This window comes from Streptomyces angustmyceticus, assembly GCF_040701845.1.
Lineage (GTDB): Bacteria > Actinomycetota > Actinomycetes > Streptomycetales > Streptomycetaceae > Streptomyces > Streptomyces angustmyceticus_A.
This window is the reverse complement of the sequence record NZ_JBFBHQ010000011.1, coordinates 55,362-70,703: the sequence shown is the minus strand read 5'-3', so window position 1 is coordinate 70,703 and position 15,342 is coordinate 55,362. Positions and strand designations below refer to the sequence as shown.

Genomic DNA, 15,342 nt, shown 5'->3' with positions numbered 1-15,342 from the left:
GGTCGGGGCGGGGTGGGAGGTGCGGGGGTCGGAGCCCGGCCCCGAGCGTGGCGCGGGGTGACGAGGGCGGGGTGAGAGGCCCGGGGGACGGCGTCGTGGCAACTCCCTGTTACACACGATCGGTTGTTGGATCCGCGTCTCTCTGCAGGCTGGGCCGCCAGCCGCCACGCTGTGTGCACGACGGGGGCACCCAGCGTGGAAGGTGATGAGGAGAAATGTTGACGGCGCGTGATCGGGTACGGCAGGCCGAGGGCGTCATGGCGGAACTGCACACCGCGCTCCAGGCAGTCGGGATCACCCTGCCCTCCCTCTGCGTCGACCCGGTGTCGTGCGCGAGCAGCGTGATGGCGCCCCTGGTCGAGCTGGGGCGCTGCAATCTGGACACCGCCCAGCGGCTGGCCGACGTCCTGGTGGACTACGCCAAGACCGCCGCCCCCGGGCACGGCCCGAAGGAGGGTCAGCCGTGATGCCGTCGCCCGGCAGCTATGCGGTGGACGGGCGGGACGGGCGCGTCGGCCGGGTCGTGGGCCAGCAGGGGCCGTTGGTGCAGCTCCGGGCGCCCGGCGGCGGCCCGGCGTGGACCTGCCCGCCGCACTTACTGCGCACCGCCCCGCCGTCCGCCGTACTGGTGGCCCGCCTCAGGGAACGGAACTGGGAGAGCCGGATCCCCTGAGGGACTGTCACCCGAGGTGCTCTCCCGGACGAAGCGGGTGCCGGCCCCTCAGCCTGTTCCGAGGCCGGCCGGCGTGCCCGGGGCGGTCGGCGTGCCCGGGGCGATGGGCCCTGGGCCGGCTGCGGAGTCGGGCTGTGCGCGGTGGGGAGCGGCGATGTCGGGGTCGGGGCCGGGCTGTGCCCGGCCGGGAGCGGCGGCGTCGGGGTCGGCGTTCAGCTCCGTCAGCAGCTGTTTGCTGAAGCCGAAGAAGTAGGTGGCGAGGAAGCCGGTGAGGTAGCCGACGGCCAGGCCCAGGGCGTAGACGACGAGGGTGGTGGCGATGTCCTGGTTGCCCTTGACCAGGGGAAACAGGGCCCAGCCCGAGGGGCCGATGGCGGTGGAGCCGACGGCGTCGCCGAGTTGGTTGAAGAAGCCGACGAAGCCGCCGCCGCAGGCCCCGCCGATGCAGGCGGTGATGAAGGGGCGGCCCAGGGGGAGCGAGACGCCGTAGATCAGGGGTTCGCCGACGCCCAGGAAACCTGCCGGGAGGGCCGACTTGATGGTCGTACGGATCGAGCGGTTGCGCGGGAGCCGGAGGTAGACGGCGAGGGCCGCGCCGACCTGGCCCGCTCCCGCCATGGCGAGGATCGGGAGCAGGACGGTGTAGCCCTGCTGCTCGATGAGGGTGGTGTGGATCGGGATCAGGGCCTGGTGGAGGCCCAGCATCACGAGGGGGAGGAAGAGGCCGCCCAGGACGAGGCCGGCGAGGGCTCCGCCGTGGGCCAGCAGCCAGGTGGCGGAGGTGCCGATGGCGGTGGAGACCTCGCCCGCGAGGAACATCAGGCCGAAGAGCGTGACCAGGCCCGTGACCAGGACGGTCAGGGTCGGGGTGACGAGGACGTCCAGTGCCTCGGGGACCTTTCCCCAGGCTCTCTTCTTGCCCCGGCCGGGAAAGACCCCGTGGCGGCACCACTTCTCCACCCGGACCGCGAGCAGGGCCGCGGCCAGTGCGCCGAGGACACCGCCCTGGCCCGGTGCGAGCTTCTGGCCGAAGGCGGTGACGTGGGTGACGCCGGGGAACACGATGACCGCGGCGACCGCACCGCCCAGGATCGGCGTGCCGCCGAACTCCTTGGCGGTGTGGTAGCCGACGAAGACGGCGATCAGGGACATGAAGCCGGAGGCGAGGGCGGCCAGCGCCGGGACGACGGACGGCAGCCAGCCGAGGTTGGCCAGCAGGCCGTTGATGCCGGCGATGATGCCGCAGCCGATCAGGGCCGGAATCAGCGGGACGAAGATCTGGGCGATCCGCCGGAGGAACTGCTTCACCGGGGTGGAGTTCCTGGCCTTCTGCCGGGCCTTGAGGGCGGCGCCTTGAGCGGCCAGTTCCTCGGCGGTGGAGGAGGCGGGTGCGGGCGTCTTCGGTGGGGCGTCCGGCTCCTGAGCGGAGGCAGGGGTTCGGGTGCCGGCGGCCGGGGCGAGGGACGGGGGTTCCGGGGCGCCGGCCTGTTCGACCAGGCGCTCGAATTCGGGGGTGACCCGGGCGACCGTCCCCGGGCCCAGCACGATCTGGTACGTGTCGTCCTCGACCACACCCAGGACGGCCGGGAGCGCTTTGAGGGCCTCGTCCCGGACCAGGGAGCGGTCCTGGACGCCGAGCCGGAGCCGGGTCATGCAGTGGGCGATGGAGGTGACGTTCTCGGCGCCGCCGACGAGGGGGAGGATCGCGGCGGCGGTGGCGCGGTTCTTGTCATCGGGCATATGGGGTGCCTTGCTGTGGAGACGAACCAGGAGCAGGGGGGCCGGAGCGGGGGTCGGGGGAGGAGGCGGGCCCGGGGTGAGGCCGGCCGGGTGGTGTCGGTGAGCGCTGTGGGCTCCGGGGCCCGGTGATCTCGGCGGACCCCGCCGGATCCCAGCGGGGCCGGGCGGGTCTCAGCGGGACTTGGCGGCCTGGAGGGCTTCGCGCAGATGGCCGCCGGCGGCTTCCAGGAGGCGGGCGGCGGTCGGGCCGTCCACATCGCCGAGGAGGGTGAGGATGGCGTTCTTCACCTCGCCGTCCGTGCGGCGCAGCGCCGTCTCGATCTCCAGGTCGGTGGCGCCGGTGGCGAGCGCGACGATACGGCGCGAGCGGGCCCGCAGCTTCTCGTTGGAGGCGCGGACGTCGACCATCAGATTCCCGTAGGTCTTGCCCAGGCGGATCATGGTGAGGGTCGAGAGCATATTGAGCACCAGCTTTTGGGCGGTGCCCGCCTTGAGCCGGGTGGAACCGGTCAGCAGCTCGGGGCCGACCACGATCTCGATGCCGTGCTCGGCGGCCGCGGCGAGCGCCGAATCGGCGTTGCAGGACAGACCGATGGTCAGGGCGCCCAGGCCCCGGGCGTACTCGACGGCCCCGATCGCGTACGGCGTGCGGCCGGAGGCGGAGATGCCGACGACCGTGTCGGCTTCGGTCAGGCCGATCCCGGTCAGGTCCTCGACGGCGAACTTCGTGCTGTCCTCGGCGCCCTCGACGGCGGAGACCATCGCGTCAGGGCCTCCCGCGATCAACCCGACGACCTCGGCCGGGTCGGTGTTGAAGGTCGGCGGGCATTCGCTGGCGTCCAGCACGCCGAGGCGGCCGGCCGTCCCGGCTCCGGCGTAGATCAGCCGGCCGCCGCGGGCCATGCGCGCGGCGGTGGCGTCGATGGCGGCGGCGATCTCGGGGAGGCTGCGGGCGACGGCGGCGGGGACGGTGGCGTCCTCGTCGTTCATCGTGCGGGCGATGTCCAGGGTGGACCGGCGGTCGATGTCCGCGAGCTCGGGCCGGAACGCCTCGGTGGTGAGGGTGTCCAACTGGGCGCGCAGATGGGCGTAGTCGGCGGTGGAGGTCATGGCAATGACGGCTCTTTCCGGGTCGGGCTCGGGTGTGGGGGACGGTGCTCTGGGGCTGCCTCGTTGAGGGGTGCGGTGTCGTCGGGGTAGTGGTGTCGAGGGGTGCCGCCGTGCCGCGGGTGCTGCGCGGTGCCGCCGTCGCGGAACGGGCAGCCGCGCCGTGGGGCAGCGGGCGGTCAGCGCTGGTGGTTGCGGGGCGAGTGGCGGTGGGCGAGGGCCTCGTAGGACGCGGAGAGCGCGGGGGCCGCGGTCTCGTACGTACGCTGCGCGACCCCTATGAACAGGCAGTCCACGACCAGCAGCTGGCTCGTCCTGGACGACATCGCGGCCGGCCGCAGTTCGCTCTCGCGGGCCGTGGACGTGGTCAGGATGTGGTCGGCGTACGAGGCGATCTCGCCGTCCGGGCGTCCGGTGATGGCGATGGTCGTCGCGCCGTGGTCGAAGGCCACCCGCAGCGGCTCTATGACGTCGGTGGTCCGCCCGGAGTGCGTGATCGCGAGGGCGACGTCGCCGGTCCGCATCTGCACCGCGTTCGTCACGGCCAGATGCGGGTCCGCGTGGGCATGCGCGATCAGGCCGATGCGCAGCAGCTTCTGGGCGAGGTCCTGGCCGACGAGGTTGGAGGCCCCGATGCCGTAGACATCGATGCGGCGGGCCCCGGCGAGCGCGGCGACGGCGGCTTCGAGCTGGGTGACGTCCAGTGCCGCGGCGGTGTCGGCCAGGCACTGCTGTTCCTCCTGCGCCAGTTTCGCGACGACGTCGACGAGGGAGTCGTCGACCGCTATGTCGGCGGTCACCGCGGGCGCGCCGCCGGCCGCCTGCTGCGCGGCGAGCGCGGCGAGGGCGAGCCGCAGGTCGCGGTAGCCCGGGTAGCCGAGCAGCCGGGACGTCCGCACGACGGTGGCTTCGCTGGTGCCCGTCCGCTCGGCGAGGCCGGTGACGGTGAGGGCGGCGCAGCCTGCCGGGTCGCTCGCGACGGTTTCGGCGACCCGCTGCATGGAGCGGGTCATCGTCGGGGCGAGGGTGCGGACCTTGGCGGCCAGCGCGGCGGGGGCGGGTGGGGCCGGGGCCGGTCGGGTCTCGACGGCCGCGTCCTTCCCGTCCCTCACGTCCTTGAAAGTTTCCTTCACGCTACTGCTCACGCTTGAAAAGTAATTTCATCGACGCGTGGCGTCAATCCCCTCCGCGAGTGCTGTGGACAATGCGCACGATCGGCTCCGGGGCTGTGGACAACGCCCTTCGCCGATCGGTGGTCGGGGGACAATGGGAGGCATGGAGCTGGAACAGGCATTGCACGCCGCGCGGGCGCTGGTGCTCGCCGACCTGATGGCGGACAAGGTGGCCGACGCCGACATCGTCTCCCTTGTCGAGGACGCGGTGGTCCACCGCCGGTGGTGGGTGGAGCAATGGCCTGAAGGCGCGGCATTCGTCGCGGGACTGATAGCGCAGGACGTCCAGGACGCCCTGCTGGACCGGTACGGCCGCTGGCCGCTGTGCCCCGTGTGCACGGAGACGGGCGATCCCCATGCGCTCGATGTGGAACCGGAGTTGGGGCCCGACCCGCACTGGGTCTGCCCCAAGACGGCGGTCGCGGTGGCGCGGGTCGGGCGGCTCGGCGCTCCCATGGAGGGGTGAGGTGTCGATGGCGCGGCCGGCTGACCTGGCGAGAGCGATCCGGCGGGCGGACTGACGTGGCGATCTATATCGATCCGCCCACCTGGCCCGGGCACGGCCGGATGTGGTCGCACCTGGTCAGTGATCACTCCTTCGACGAACTGCACGCCTTCGCGGCGGGAATCGGTGCGCCCCGGCGGGCGTTCGAGCGCGACCACTACGACCTGCCGGCCGAGCGGTACGGCGACGCGGTGCGGGCCGGGGCCGTGGAGGTCGGCAGCAAGGAGCTGTTGCGCCGGCTGACGGCCGCGGGGCTGCGGCGCCCCAAGAACCGGCCGGCGCCGACGGTGTGAGGCGGGGGAGGGGGAGCGGGGTGGTGCGGTGCCCGGCGTGGCATGGTCGTGGTGCCCCGCGCGGTGGGGCGCACGGCGTACTGGGGTCCGCGGCGTGGCGTCGGGCCCGGCGGGACCTCGCGTTCGGCGTGGCCTCGCGTTCGGCCGTGGCTTCGCGTCCCGTACGGACCGCTGCGGCGCGTCGTAGCGGGGGCTCGACGGCGGGCCCGCGCACGATGGGCCTGACCGCGCGCCGTATCGGAAGGGGACAGCCATGTCAGCCAGCGAACCGGACCGGGAACCGGCCACCGATCTCGACCCCGACTACAGCAGCGAGGACGCCACGGCGACCGGATGGCGCGCGGCCGTCGGCGGTATGACCGAGGCGGAGATCTTCTGGCTCGCCACCGTCCGCCCCGACGGCCGCCCGCATGTCACCCCGCTGCTCGCCGTCTGGTCGGACGGCGCCCTCCACTTCTGCACCGGCCCCGGCGAACGCAAGGCGAAGAACCTCGAAACCAACGCGCACTGCGTGCTGACGACCTCGACCGCCGGCGGCAACGATCTGCACGCGGGGCTCGATGTGGTCGTCGAGGGTGAGGCGGTGCAGGTCGGCGACGAGCCGGCACTGCGCCGACTGGCCGAGCTGTACGTCGAGAAGTACGGCAGCGACTGGCACTTCGACGTCCGCGACGGTGCGTTCTACGGAGGGCACGGCAACCGGGCCGTGGTCTTCCGCGTCGAGCCGGTCACGGCCTTCGGGTTCGGCCGGGGAGAGACCTACAGCCAGACCCGGTGGAGGTTTGACGGCGGGGCGTGAGGGAGGCGGTGGGCCAGGGCTGTCGGGGCGCCGCGGGGAGCTGCGGGGCGAACAGGGCCACCGGGCGCCGCGGGGTGCGGCGCGGGCGACCTCGGCCGGCTTCCCGCGATGCTCTCCTCCGGCGGAGCTGCCCCCGGGTGAGGCCCGGCCCGGTCCGCCTCCGCCCGCCCCGCCCCGTCTCCACGGCCCGGCGGGGCTCGGTCCTGCCCCGCCGGGCCTCGCGTCTGCCGGCCCTCCGGGCTACCGGCTCTCCGGGCTACCGGCTCTCCGGCCCCTGCGCCCCCAGAGCTGCTGCCTCTGCCGCTCCGGTCGCTCCTGCGGCCGCGGTCCCCGTCATACCCGAAGGCTGGTGTGCCGACGGTGCGGACGAGGCGGCGGCCGAAGAGGCGATCAGGCGGGAGCTGCTCCTCGCGCGGTGGAGTCGGAAGGCGACGGCGGTGGTGACGACGGCGCCGGCGGCCAGTGCGGCGCCGGTCCAGGCCACGGAGGGGTAGCCCCAGCCTGCGCCGATGGCCAGGCCGCCGAGCCAGGGGCCGAGGGTGTTGCCGATGTTGAAGGCGGCGGTGGTGGTGGCGCCGGCCAGTGTCGGCGCGGCGTTCGCCACGTTGAACATCCGGGCGTTGAGCGCCGGGGCCGTGGTGAACGCGGTCACCCCGAGCAGCAGCGACAGCGCGATGGCGGCGACCGCGCTGTGTGCGGTCAGCGCCAGGACGGTCAGCACGACCGTGGACGCGATGATGCCGCCGAAGAGCGTCCCGAAGAGGTGCGCGTCGGCGATCCGGCCGCCGATGAACGTACCGATCAGCGCGCCGACGCCGAACAGCGCCAGCACCGTCGGCACCCAGCTCTCGGCGAGGCCGGCGGTGTCGGTCAGCAGCGGCGAGAGGTACGAGAAGAGCGCGAAGACCGCCGCGCCGTTCAGGGCCGTGGCGGTCAGCGCCAGCCAGACCTGCTTGTCCTTGTAGATGGCCAGCTCGCGGCGGAGCTGCGGGCGGTCGTCGCCGGTGGGCACGGCCGTCCGCGGCACCAGCGCGACCACACCGAGCAGGCCGATCACGGCCAGGCCGGCCACGGCCCAGAAGGCGGCGCGCCAGCCGGCGTGCTGGCCGAGCAGGGCGCCGGCCGGGACGCCGGCGATATTGGCGATGCTCAGGCCGCCGACCATCACCGCCATCGCGCGGGCCCGTGCGGTCACCGGCACCAGCGAGACGGCCACGGCCGCGCCCACTGCCCAGAAGCCGGCGCAGGCCAGCGCGCTCACGACGCGGGAGGCGAACAGCACGCCGTAGGTGGGTGCCAGCGCACCCGCCACCTGGCCCAGGCCGAAGACGGCGAGCAGGGCGATCAGGGTCGTCCGGCGCGGGAGCCGGAGCGTCGCGGCGGCGAGCACCGGTGCGCCGACCACCATGCCGATCGCGAAGGCGGAGACCAGGAGTCCGGCCTGCGGAATCGAGACCCGCAGATCGCGGGCGAGCGGCTGGAGGATGCCGGAGAGCATGAACTCGGACGTGCCGAGAGCGAAGACGGACAGACCGAGGATGTATACGGCGATGGGCAGGCGGGCGCGGTCGGGCGGAGCTGGCATATCAGCTACTAACAGCGATAGGACGGCTCGCATTCCCGGGGCGGGGGTTCCGCGGTGGCGGGTGTGTGCTCGCGGGGCGGGTGTGTGCTGCGGTGCCGTATTGCCGCCGGAAGCGGACGGGCCGCAGGGGGCGTGAGCCCTGCCCCTACGCCCCCCGCAGCAGATCCAGCTCCGTCGTGAGGTTGCGGCGGGCGAGGTGTTCCCAGCGGTCGTAGCCGCGGGGGGTCCGGAACAGGTGGGGGAGGGCGAGGAGTTGGGAGAGCACGGCGGCGCGGCCGGCGAGGAAGTCGGCGTCGGGGACGAAGGCGTACTCGGCGCGGACCGCGGCCGCGTAGGCCGCGTACTCGTCGGGGGAGCCGGCGAGCACGGCGAGGTCGGCATCGCACAGCACCTCGCCGTCCGGGTCGTCGGGCGCCGGGTCGTGGGTGACGGTGAGCCGCACCAGGCGGGCGACCTCGGCGGTGCGGGCCGGGCCGATGCCCAGCTCGGGCAGGGCGCGTTCGGCGAGGGCCGCGCTGCGCTCCTCGTTCTCGGAGCGGTCCGGACGGTAGACGGCGTCGTGGAACCAGGCCGCCAACTGGACGGTGGGCAAGTCGTCGGCGTGCTGCGCCAGTTCGTCGATGCGGTAGAGGACCGCGGTCAGGTGGTCGACGGTGTGGTAGTGGCGCTGCGGTTCGCGCCAACGGGACAGGAGGTTGTCCGCGTACGGGGCGGGGTCGGGGGCCGAGGGGTTCTTGGTGCCGCGGGCCTTGGCGACGGTCACGGCCCAGCGCTGCCGCAGCTCCGGCACCGGGTCGGTGGTGGCGTCTGCCGTACGGGACACGGGGGTCATGCCCGCCATTGTGCCTCGGGATCCGTACGGAGAGCGGGGCGGACGGCGATGTCCGGTCCGCCGGGGGCGCGGTCGCGGCGGGCAGGCGCGGTGGGCGTGCGCCGCCCGGGGCGGTCCCGGGCGGCCGCGACGCGAGGCCGGGGTGTGGCGGCCGGGGCGGAGGCCGGTCATCCGGGCAGGCGTACCAGTGAGGCCCACCGGCCTCGCCCGCCGATACGCCCCGCCGATACGCCCCGCCACTGAGGCGTACGGGCGGATTCCGGCCGTGCCGGTGTCGAGGTGGCCCCCGGGGCGCCGGGTGGCCCGTAGTCTGGGATATTGGACTAGACCTGTTGCGGTGGCGGTCCGTCTCCGCACGTTGTCCGTCTCGTCACGTCGTCATCGAAGGATTGGGTCATATGAGCAAGCGCGCGCTCCTGGAGGTGATCGCGCTCGGCCCGCAGGACGCGGTCGCCGCCCGGGCCGGCGGGGCCGACCGCCTGGAGCTGGTCACGGACATGGCGGCCGACGGGCTCACCCCGCCCCGGGCGGTCTTCGCGGCGACCCGGGCGGCCGTCGATCTTCCGCTGCGGGTGATGCTGCGGGCCGCCGACGGCTTCGCGGCCGGTGACGTGGCGGCGCTGTGCGAGGAGGCCACGGCGCTGCGGGCGGAGGGCGCCGACGAGTTCGTCCTCGGCTTTCTGACGCCGGACGGGCGGCCGGACCTCGAAGCGGTGGCGGCGCTGGCCGGGGCGATCGACGGCTGCCGGTGGACCTTCCACCGGGCCATCGACCGGGCCGCCGACCGGGACGCGCTGCGCAAGGAGCTGTCGGGAGCGGCCGGCAGCGCGGGGCTCGACACCTATCTGACGGCCGGTGCCGCGCAGGGCGTGGACGCGGGCGTGCCGACGCTGCTGGCCGAGCAGGCGCGCACGGCGGCGGACGAGCCCGGGTACGGCCCGCGGATCCTGGTCGGCGGCGGGCTCGCGCTCGGTCATCTGCCGGCGCTGCGCGCGGCCGGTCTCGACGCGTTCCACATCGGGGGCGCCGCCCGGCCCGCCGGCTGGTCGGCACCGGTGGATGCGGCGGCCGTACGGACCTGGCGGGAGGCGCTGGACCAGCCCGTCGCACAGCGGGTCTGAGCCACCGGCCGGCACCCCGGCGCGCAGGCGCATCAAACAGGCGTACGTGCGCCCTCGGGCTCCCCGCTCGCCAGCTTCCTCAACTCCCGTCGCCGTGCCACTGTGTGACAGGTGTCACGGCAGCGGGACCAGGGGGAGGGTCACGGCATGACCGGCATCGGCATGAAGCCGCTCGGCGGCGACGATCCGCAGCGGCTCGGGGTGTACCGGCTACTGGGGCGGCTCGGTTCGGGCGGGATGGGGCGGATCTATCTGGCGCGCTCCACGGCGGACGGCTCGCTCGTCGCGGTCAAGACGCTGCTGGCCGAGGGCCTGGTCAGCGAGACCGACCGGCGGCGCTTCGCGCGCGAGGTGACGCTGGCCCGGCGGATCGACAGCGCCTTCACGGCCCGGGTGCGCGGCGCCGACCCGGACGCCGAGCGGCCCTGGATGGCCATCGAGTACATACCGGCGCCGGCACTGTCCGAGCTCGTGCGCAGCGAGGGGCGGCTGCCGGGGTCGGCGGTGCGCTGGATCGCGGCCGGCACCGCGCAGGCCCTGGTGATCCTGCACGAGGCGGGCATCGTCCACCGTGACGTCAAACCCCAGAACATCCTGCTGCCCCTGGCCGGGCCGCGCCTGATCGACTTCGGCATCTCGCACGCCAACGACATCACGCGCACCTCCCTGACGCTGGGCACCATCGCCTTCACCTCGCCCGAGCAGGCGCGCGCCGAGCCGTCCACCACGGCGTCCGACGTGTACTCGCTGGGCGCCACGCTCTTCCACCTCGCCGTCGGCCGCCCGCCCTACCCCGACACCGCCGACACGATCCGGCTGCTCACCCTCGTCCAGCGCGGCGCACTCGACCTGACGGGGCTGCCCAAGGAACTCATCCCGCTGATCCGCCCCTGCCTGGCCGCCGACCCCGGCGAACGGCCCGAACCCGCCGACGTCCTGCGGCAGTTCCTGGAGGAACTCGACCGGTCGCCCACCTCGCGGCGCGGCGAGCGGTGGCTGCCGCCGCGGTGGACCGCACGGATCGAGGCGTACGAGGCGCACGGTCGGGCGCTGCGCGAGGACGGGGGAGCGGCTCCGGCGGAGGCGCTCACGGTCGACGAGCGGACGCGGCAGGTGCCGCCGCCGGGGCCCACCCGGGTCTCCACCGCGGAGCGGGCGGCGCGGGAGGAACGGGCGGAGCACGCCGCGCGCAAGGAGCGGGAGGAGCGGGCCGCACGACAGAAGCAGGAGGAGAAGGAGCGCGCCGAACGGGAGCGCAGGGCGCGCGAGGCCCGGGAGCGCAAGGAGGCGGAGGACCGCCGGCGGGCGGCGGCCAGGGCGCGGGCGGCCGCGGAGACCGAGAAGGAGCAGCGCCGCGAACGCGATGAGCGGGCGCGGCGCCAGCGCGCCGAGCAGGCGCGGGGCGAGCAGCGGGCACGGGCCAAGGGGAGTGCGGGCGCGGCCTCCCCGCCCCGGCCGCCGTCGGGCGCGAAGTCCGGGGCGGCCGGGGCGTCATCGCCCGGCCCGAAGTCCGGCCCGAAGTCCGGCCCGAAGTCCGGCCCGAAGTCCGGCCCGAAGGCCAGGGCGGCCAGCACGCCACCGCCCGGCCCGAAGTCCGGGGCGAATTCCGGTGCGAAGGCCAGGGCGGCCACCCCGGCGCCGCCCCCCTCCGCCGCGAAGACCGCCGACTCCTCGTCCGGCTGCTTCTGGGTGGTGATCGCGGTCATCGCGCTCGTGGTCTTCGTCTGGAAGCCCTGGGACGGCAGCGACACCGCCCGCTCGACGAGCAGCGGGACGTCGGGCGGCGGGACGTCGGGCAGCACATCGAGCGGTACGTACTCCAGCGGAGGGCTCGGCTCCGGCTCGACGACGGGCACCTACTCCAGCGGCGGAACCGGCTCCGCGGCCACGACCGGCACCTCCACGACCGGCACGTCCACCAGCGGCGGCTCCACCGGCGAGAGGACCGCTTCCGCGCCCACCACCCCGGCGTCCCGCACCCCCACCCCGGCCGACCGGGCCTTCGCTTCCGTACGGGCCGGCGACTGCCTCGACGCGTACCAGAACGGCTACGGCAGTTGGAGCCGGACGGCGCCGCAGCAGGTCGGCTGCGGCGCGGCCGACGCCTATCTGCGGGTGCTGCGGGTGGCCGCGACCGGGGCCGGGTGCACGTCCGGCGGCGGGCGCGGCAGCTGGTGGCACACGAGCGTGGACCGCACGTTCACCAACCTGTGTGTGGAGCGGCAGTTCCGCACGGGTCAGTGCTTCCTGGCGAAGGCCGCGGGCGGCCGGCCGGGCCCCGCGAACCTCCTCACCGCGTGGAGCTGCAGTGCCGGCCGGGTGCCGCGGGAGTTCAGCTACATCATGCAGGTCACGGCAGTCCTGCCGGCCTCGGCCGGCACGAACTCCTGTCCGGCCGATCCGGGCCACTACCGCTACTCGTGGAACGTGTACGACGGCCGGACCATGATCTGCGCCAAGGTCGCCTGACGCCCGCGGCGGCCGGTCCTCAGGGGCCGGCCAGCGCCTCCGGCAGCGCCGCCGCATGCACCACCGTCAGGCCGGACACCGGCCGGGTCAGGCAGACGTACAGGCGGCGCAGGCCGGTGCGTTCGTCGGGCTCGCCGTCGACGATCGCGGCCGGCTCGTCCAGGACGACGTAGTCGTACTCCAGGCCCTTGGCGAGCGTGGCGGGCACCAGCGTCAGCCGGGCCTCGGCCGAGGTCTCCTCGCCGGGTGCCAGGCACGTCACGCCCGCCGCCTCCAGCGCCGTGCGCAGCTCCGGAATCCGGGCCTCCGCGGCGATCAGGCCGATCGAGCCCTCCTTCGCCAGCGCGTCGTCGCAGGCGGCGAGGGCGGCGGTGGTCAGATCCGCCGGTGCGACCGCGCGGATCTCGAAGTCGCCCGCCGACTCGCGGATGGAGGTGGCCTCCGTCAGGTCGGGGGCGATGGCGGGCAGCAGCCGGGACGCGTAGGCGATCACCTCGCGCGGCACACGGAAGCCCTGGGTGAGCTCCTCGACGACCGAGCCGGGCTTGCCCAGGTGGGTCAGGGCCTCCTCCCAGGTGCCGGTCGCCCAGGGGGTGGTCCCCTGGGCGATGTCGCCGAGGACGGTCGCGGAGCCCGTCGTGCAGCGGCGGCCGACCGCGCGGTACTGCATGGGGGAGAGGTCCTGTGCCTCGTCGAGGACCACATGGCCCAGGGAGTGGGTGCGTGCGACCAGGTCCATCGCCTCGTCGATCAACACGGCGTCGGCGGCGGACCACTTGGCGCTCTTCACGCCGCGGGCCGGCTTGGCCCACAGGATCGCCTTCTGCTCCTCGGGCGTCAGGATCCCCTCGGCCTGTTCGGCCAGGAACTCCGCGTCGCCCAGCAGCCGCAGCACCAGCTTGGCCGGATCGACCGGCGGCCACACCGCCTTGACCGTGGCCTTCACGGCGGGGTTGCGGGCCACCGCGTCCTGCACCCGGTCGTCCGGGGCCTCGCCCGCCTGCTCCATCCGGACCAGCACGGCGTGCGCGATCCGCTGCGGCAGCGCCTCGCGGGCGGCTCCGTAGCGGATGTCCCGGTCCCTCAACTCCCGTACGATCTCTTCGAGTTCATAGGCCGGTACGCGCCAGCGGCGGGAGCCGCGGACCACCACGCAGGGCTCCTGCGGCATCGTGAGGTGCGAGCGGACCGCCCGCCGCAGCACCTGGGCCATGCGCGCATCGCCCTTGACCGTCGCGGCGGCCGCCTCGTCCGTGCCGCGCACGTCCACATGGGCGACCAGGTCGTCGACCGTGGCCTGTTTGACCTCCAGCTCACCGAGGGCCGGCAGCACCTGCTCGATGTAGTGCAGGAACGAGCGGTTCGGACCGATCACGAGGGTGCCGGTGCGGGCCAGCCGCTCACGGTGCGCGTAGAGCAGGTACGCGACACGGTGCAGGCCGACCGCCGTCTTGCCGGTGCCCGGCGCCCCCTGGACGCAGACCGAGCCGCCGATGCCGGCCCGCACGATCTCGTCCTGCTCCGGCTGGATGGTGGCGACGATGTCCCGCATGGGGCCGACGCGCGGGCGCTCGATCTCCGACTGGAGCAGCCGGCTGGTCCGTTCCGCCTCCGCGGGGTCGGTGAGGTGCTCGTCCTCGTAGGCGGTCAACTCCCCGGCCGTGTAACCGAAACGGCGGCGCAGCCGGAGGTCCATCGGGTCCTTCTTGGAGGCCCGGTAGAACGGCTGGGAGACGGGCGCGCGCCAGTCGATGACCATGGGGTCGCCGTCGGCGTCGTGGACGTGCCGCCGCCCGATGTAGAAGTTCTCGCCCTCCCGTCGCCCGCCCTCGCCCTGGCCGGGGGTCCCTCGCGATGCGCCGTCGGCCCGGTCGAGGCCGGGGGCGTGGAGGTAGTCGAGGCGGCCGAAGAAGAGCGGGGTGTGGGCGAGGTCGGCGAGCGACTTGATCCGGGCGTCGATCTCGCCCTGCAGGACCTCGGCGTTGACCCAGTTCGCGGTGACATCGGCGATGTTCAGCGCCTCGGCGTCCTCGCGCATGGCGCGCAGCGCGGCCCGGGAGGCGGCCAGGTGGGCCCTTTCGCGCTGGAGGGGGTCGGGGTCCTGCCGGAGGGCGTCGGGGTGTGTGTCGGGGGCGGCCAGGTGGTGGTCGGGCGAGGGCGAGGGGCTGTCGGCGCGCGGCGCCGTCGGTGAGGGGTGGGGGGCGTGCGAGGGCACGGCGTTGCCTCCGTGGCGGGTACTTCGGCGGGCGCGCCGGGGCGAGCGGGCGCGGCGGGCCGGTGTCGGTGCGCGGCGCGGGTCGTGCGCGGCGCGGGTCAGCGGCGTGAAGCGAAGGGCCGTCCGGTTTCCGACCGGCCGGCGGCACTCCTCGGCGGGAGGCAGGCAGACGCGCGATTGTAGTCAGCGGCCCGGAAGGGCGCCAACGGATTTCCGGCGGGGTTGCGGCGGTCGTTTTGGGGCGGACGATCCCGGAGAGCGCCGTAGCCCTCCCGTAGGGGGCGGAGTGGGTCTGGAGACTGACGCCGGGGTCCAGGGATGGACCTATGGACCGATGTGCTGCAATCGCGTGAATTTCATCATGGAGACATGAGCAGCGCAGCGATTCCCCCAGGTTCCGCACACCCGGTCTCCCTCCACCCGGCCAAGGGCGCCACGGCCCTCGGCACGGACCCCGCGCGCGAAGCGGCGCCCGTCCACGAGCACCGCTACGTCGTGGGCAACGCCCTCCGCGCGATCAAGGTCTTCGCCACGGCCGCCTTCAGCGTCGCCGTCATGGGCGAGTACGCGGACGACTCCACCGACGATTCCCCGGACGACAGGGGCGGCGGATCTCCGGACGACAGAGGCGGCGGAGGCCGGCGGCGGGCGTCCGGGGAGACGGACGCCTGATCCGGCGGGCGGCGGAGCGGAGCACATCTGTGCCGACTTCCGGATGACCGGAAACCGTTACGGCTCGTCGGCCGCGATCCATTAGCGTCGCCGCCAGAGGAGCACGCAGGGCGACGGGGAGGGGACGAGGGGTGTCTGCCGCCGAGGGGACGCGGACGG

Annotated in this window: 14 protein-coding genes; 8 read left to right on the top strand and 6 right to left on the bottom strand. The window is 74.2% G+C overall.

What is annotated here, in order from left to right; translation table 11 throughout:
- Positions 1 to 218: 218 nt before the first annotated feature.
- Both AB0411_RS23010 and AB0411_RS23005 read left to right on the top strand, forming a co-directional pair.
- Positions 219 to 467: a hypothetical protein gene (locus AB0411_RS23010; RefSeq protein WP_366419163.1), complete on the top strand. Its 249-nt coding sequence runs from the start codon at positions 219 to 221 to the stop codon at positions 465 to 467.
- A complete protein-coding gene (locus AB0411_RS23005; protein WP_366419266.1) occupies positions 467 to 673 on the top strand; it encodes a hypothetical protein in 207 nt (68 codons plus the stop codon). Before AB0411_RS23010 ends, AB0411_RS23005 begins: the two co-directional genes overlap by 1 nt.
- 48 nt (positions 674 to 721) lie before the next feature.
- Here the strand turns inward: AB0411_RS23005 and AB0411_RS23000 are convergent, their stop codons facing one another.
- The 3 genes from AB0411_RS23000 to AB0411_RS22990 all read right to left on the bottom strand — a co-directional run bounded on the left by AB0411_RS23000 (position 722) and on the right by AB0411_RS22990 (position 4,665).
- Positions 722 to 2,413, bottom strand: coding sequence for a PTS transporter subunit EIIC (locus AB0411_RS23000; RefSeq protein WP_366419162.1), 1,692 nt, complete (start codon positions 2,411 to 2,413; stop codon positions 722 to 724).
- A gap of 171 nt (positions 2,414 to 2,584) precedes the next feature.
- Positions 2,585 to 3,523 carry an N-acetylmuramic acid 6-phosphate etherase gene (gene murQ / locus AB0411_RS22995; protein WP_366419161.1) on the bottom strand — a complete coding sequence of 313 codons (939 nt, stop codon included), beginning with the start codon at positions 3,521 to 3,523 and terminating at the stop codon, positions 2,585 to 2,587.
- Between the two features lie 176 nt (positions 3,524 to 3,699).
- A complete protein-coding gene (locus tag AB0411_RS22990) occupies positions 3,700 to 4,665 on the bottom strand; it encodes a MurR/RpiR family transcriptional regulator (protein ID WP_403151294.1) in 966 nt (321 codons plus the stop codon).
- A gap of 130 nt (positions 4,666 to 4,795) precedes the next feature.
- Between AB0411_RS22990 and AB0411_RS22985 the strand changes: the two genes are divergently transcribed.
- The 3 genes from AB0411_RS22985 (at position 4,796) to AB0411_RS22975 (ending at position 6,289) form a co-directional block, all read left to right on the top strand.
- Positions 4,796 to 5,158 carry a hypothetical protein gene (locus tag AB0411_RS22985; protein WP_086721693.1) on the top strand — a complete coding sequence of 121 codons (363 nt, stop codon included), beginning with the start codon at positions 4,796 to 4,798 and terminating at the stop codon, positions 5,156 to 5,158.
- Between the two features lie 56 nt (positions 5,159 to 5,214).
- Positions 5,215 to 5,490, top strand: a complete 276-nt coding sequence (locus tag AB0411_RS22980) for a DUF4031 domain-containing protein (RefSeq protein WP_366419160.1) — start codon at positions 5,215 to 5,217, stop codon at positions 5,488 to 5,490.
- Positions 5,491 to 5,743: 253 nt separating this feature from the next.
- Positions 5,744 to 6,289, top strand: coding sequence for a pyridoxamine 5'-phosphate oxidase family protein (locus AB0411_RS22975; RefSeq protein WP_366419159.1), 546 nt, complete (start codon positions 5,744 to 5,746; stop codon positions 6,287 to 6,289).
- Between the two features lie 256 nt (positions 6,290 to 6,545).
- Here the strand turns inward: AB0411_RS22975 and AB0411_RS22970 are convergent, their stop codons facing one another.
- Positions 6,546 to 7,874: a Cmx/CmrA family chloramphenicol efflux MFS transporter gene (locus AB0411_RS22970; RefSeq protein WP_366419158.1), complete on the bottom strand. Its 1,329-nt coding sequence runs from the start codon at positions 7,872 to 7,874 to the stop codon at positions 6,546 to 6,548.
- Between the two features lie 145 nt (positions 7,875 to 8,019).
- A complete protein-coding gene (locus tag AB0411_RS22965; RefSeq protein ID WP_366419157.1) occupies positions 8,020 to 8,706 on the bottom strand; it encodes an HD domain-containing protein in 687 nt (228 codons plus the stop codon).
- 398 nt (positions 8,707 to 9,104) lie between these two features.
- Between AB0411_RS22965 and AB0411_RS22960 the strand changes: the two genes are divergently transcribed.
- The gene (locus AB0411_RS22960; RefSeq protein ID WP_366419156.1) at positions 9,105 to 9,827 is read left to right on the top strand and encodes a copper homeostasis protein CutC; all 723 of its coding nucleotides are present in this window, start codon (positions 9,105 to 9,107) and stop codon (positions 9,825 to 9,827) included.
- 147 nt (positions 9,828 to 9,974) lie between these two features.
- Positions 9,975 to 12,296 (top strand): serine/threonine-protein kinase, encoded by a 2,322-nt coding sequence (locus AB0411_RS22955; protein WP_366419155.1) that lies wholly within the window; start codon positions 9,975 to 9,977, stop codon positions 12,294 to 12,296.
- Positions 12,297 to 12,315: 19 nt separating this feature from the next.
- Here AB0411_RS22955 and AB0411_RS22950 read toward each other — a convergent pair whose 3' ends face one another.
- On the bottom strand, positions 12,316 to 14,511 hold the full coding sequence (locus AB0411_RS22950; protein ID WP_437042992.1) for a HelD family protein: 2,196 nt from the start codon (positions 14,509 to 14,511) through the stop codon (positions 12,316 to 12,318).
- 369 nt (positions 14,512 to 14,880) lie between these two features.
- Here AB0411_RS22950 and AB0411_RS22945 point away from each other — a divergent pair, with 369 nt between their 5' ends.
- Positions 14,881 to 15,183, top strand: coding sequence for a hypothetical protein (locus tag AB0411_RS22945; protein ID WP_366419154.1), 303 nt, complete (start codon positions 14,881 to 14,883; stop codon positions 15,181 to 15,183).
- Positions 15,184 to 15,342: the final 159 nt, after the last annotated feature.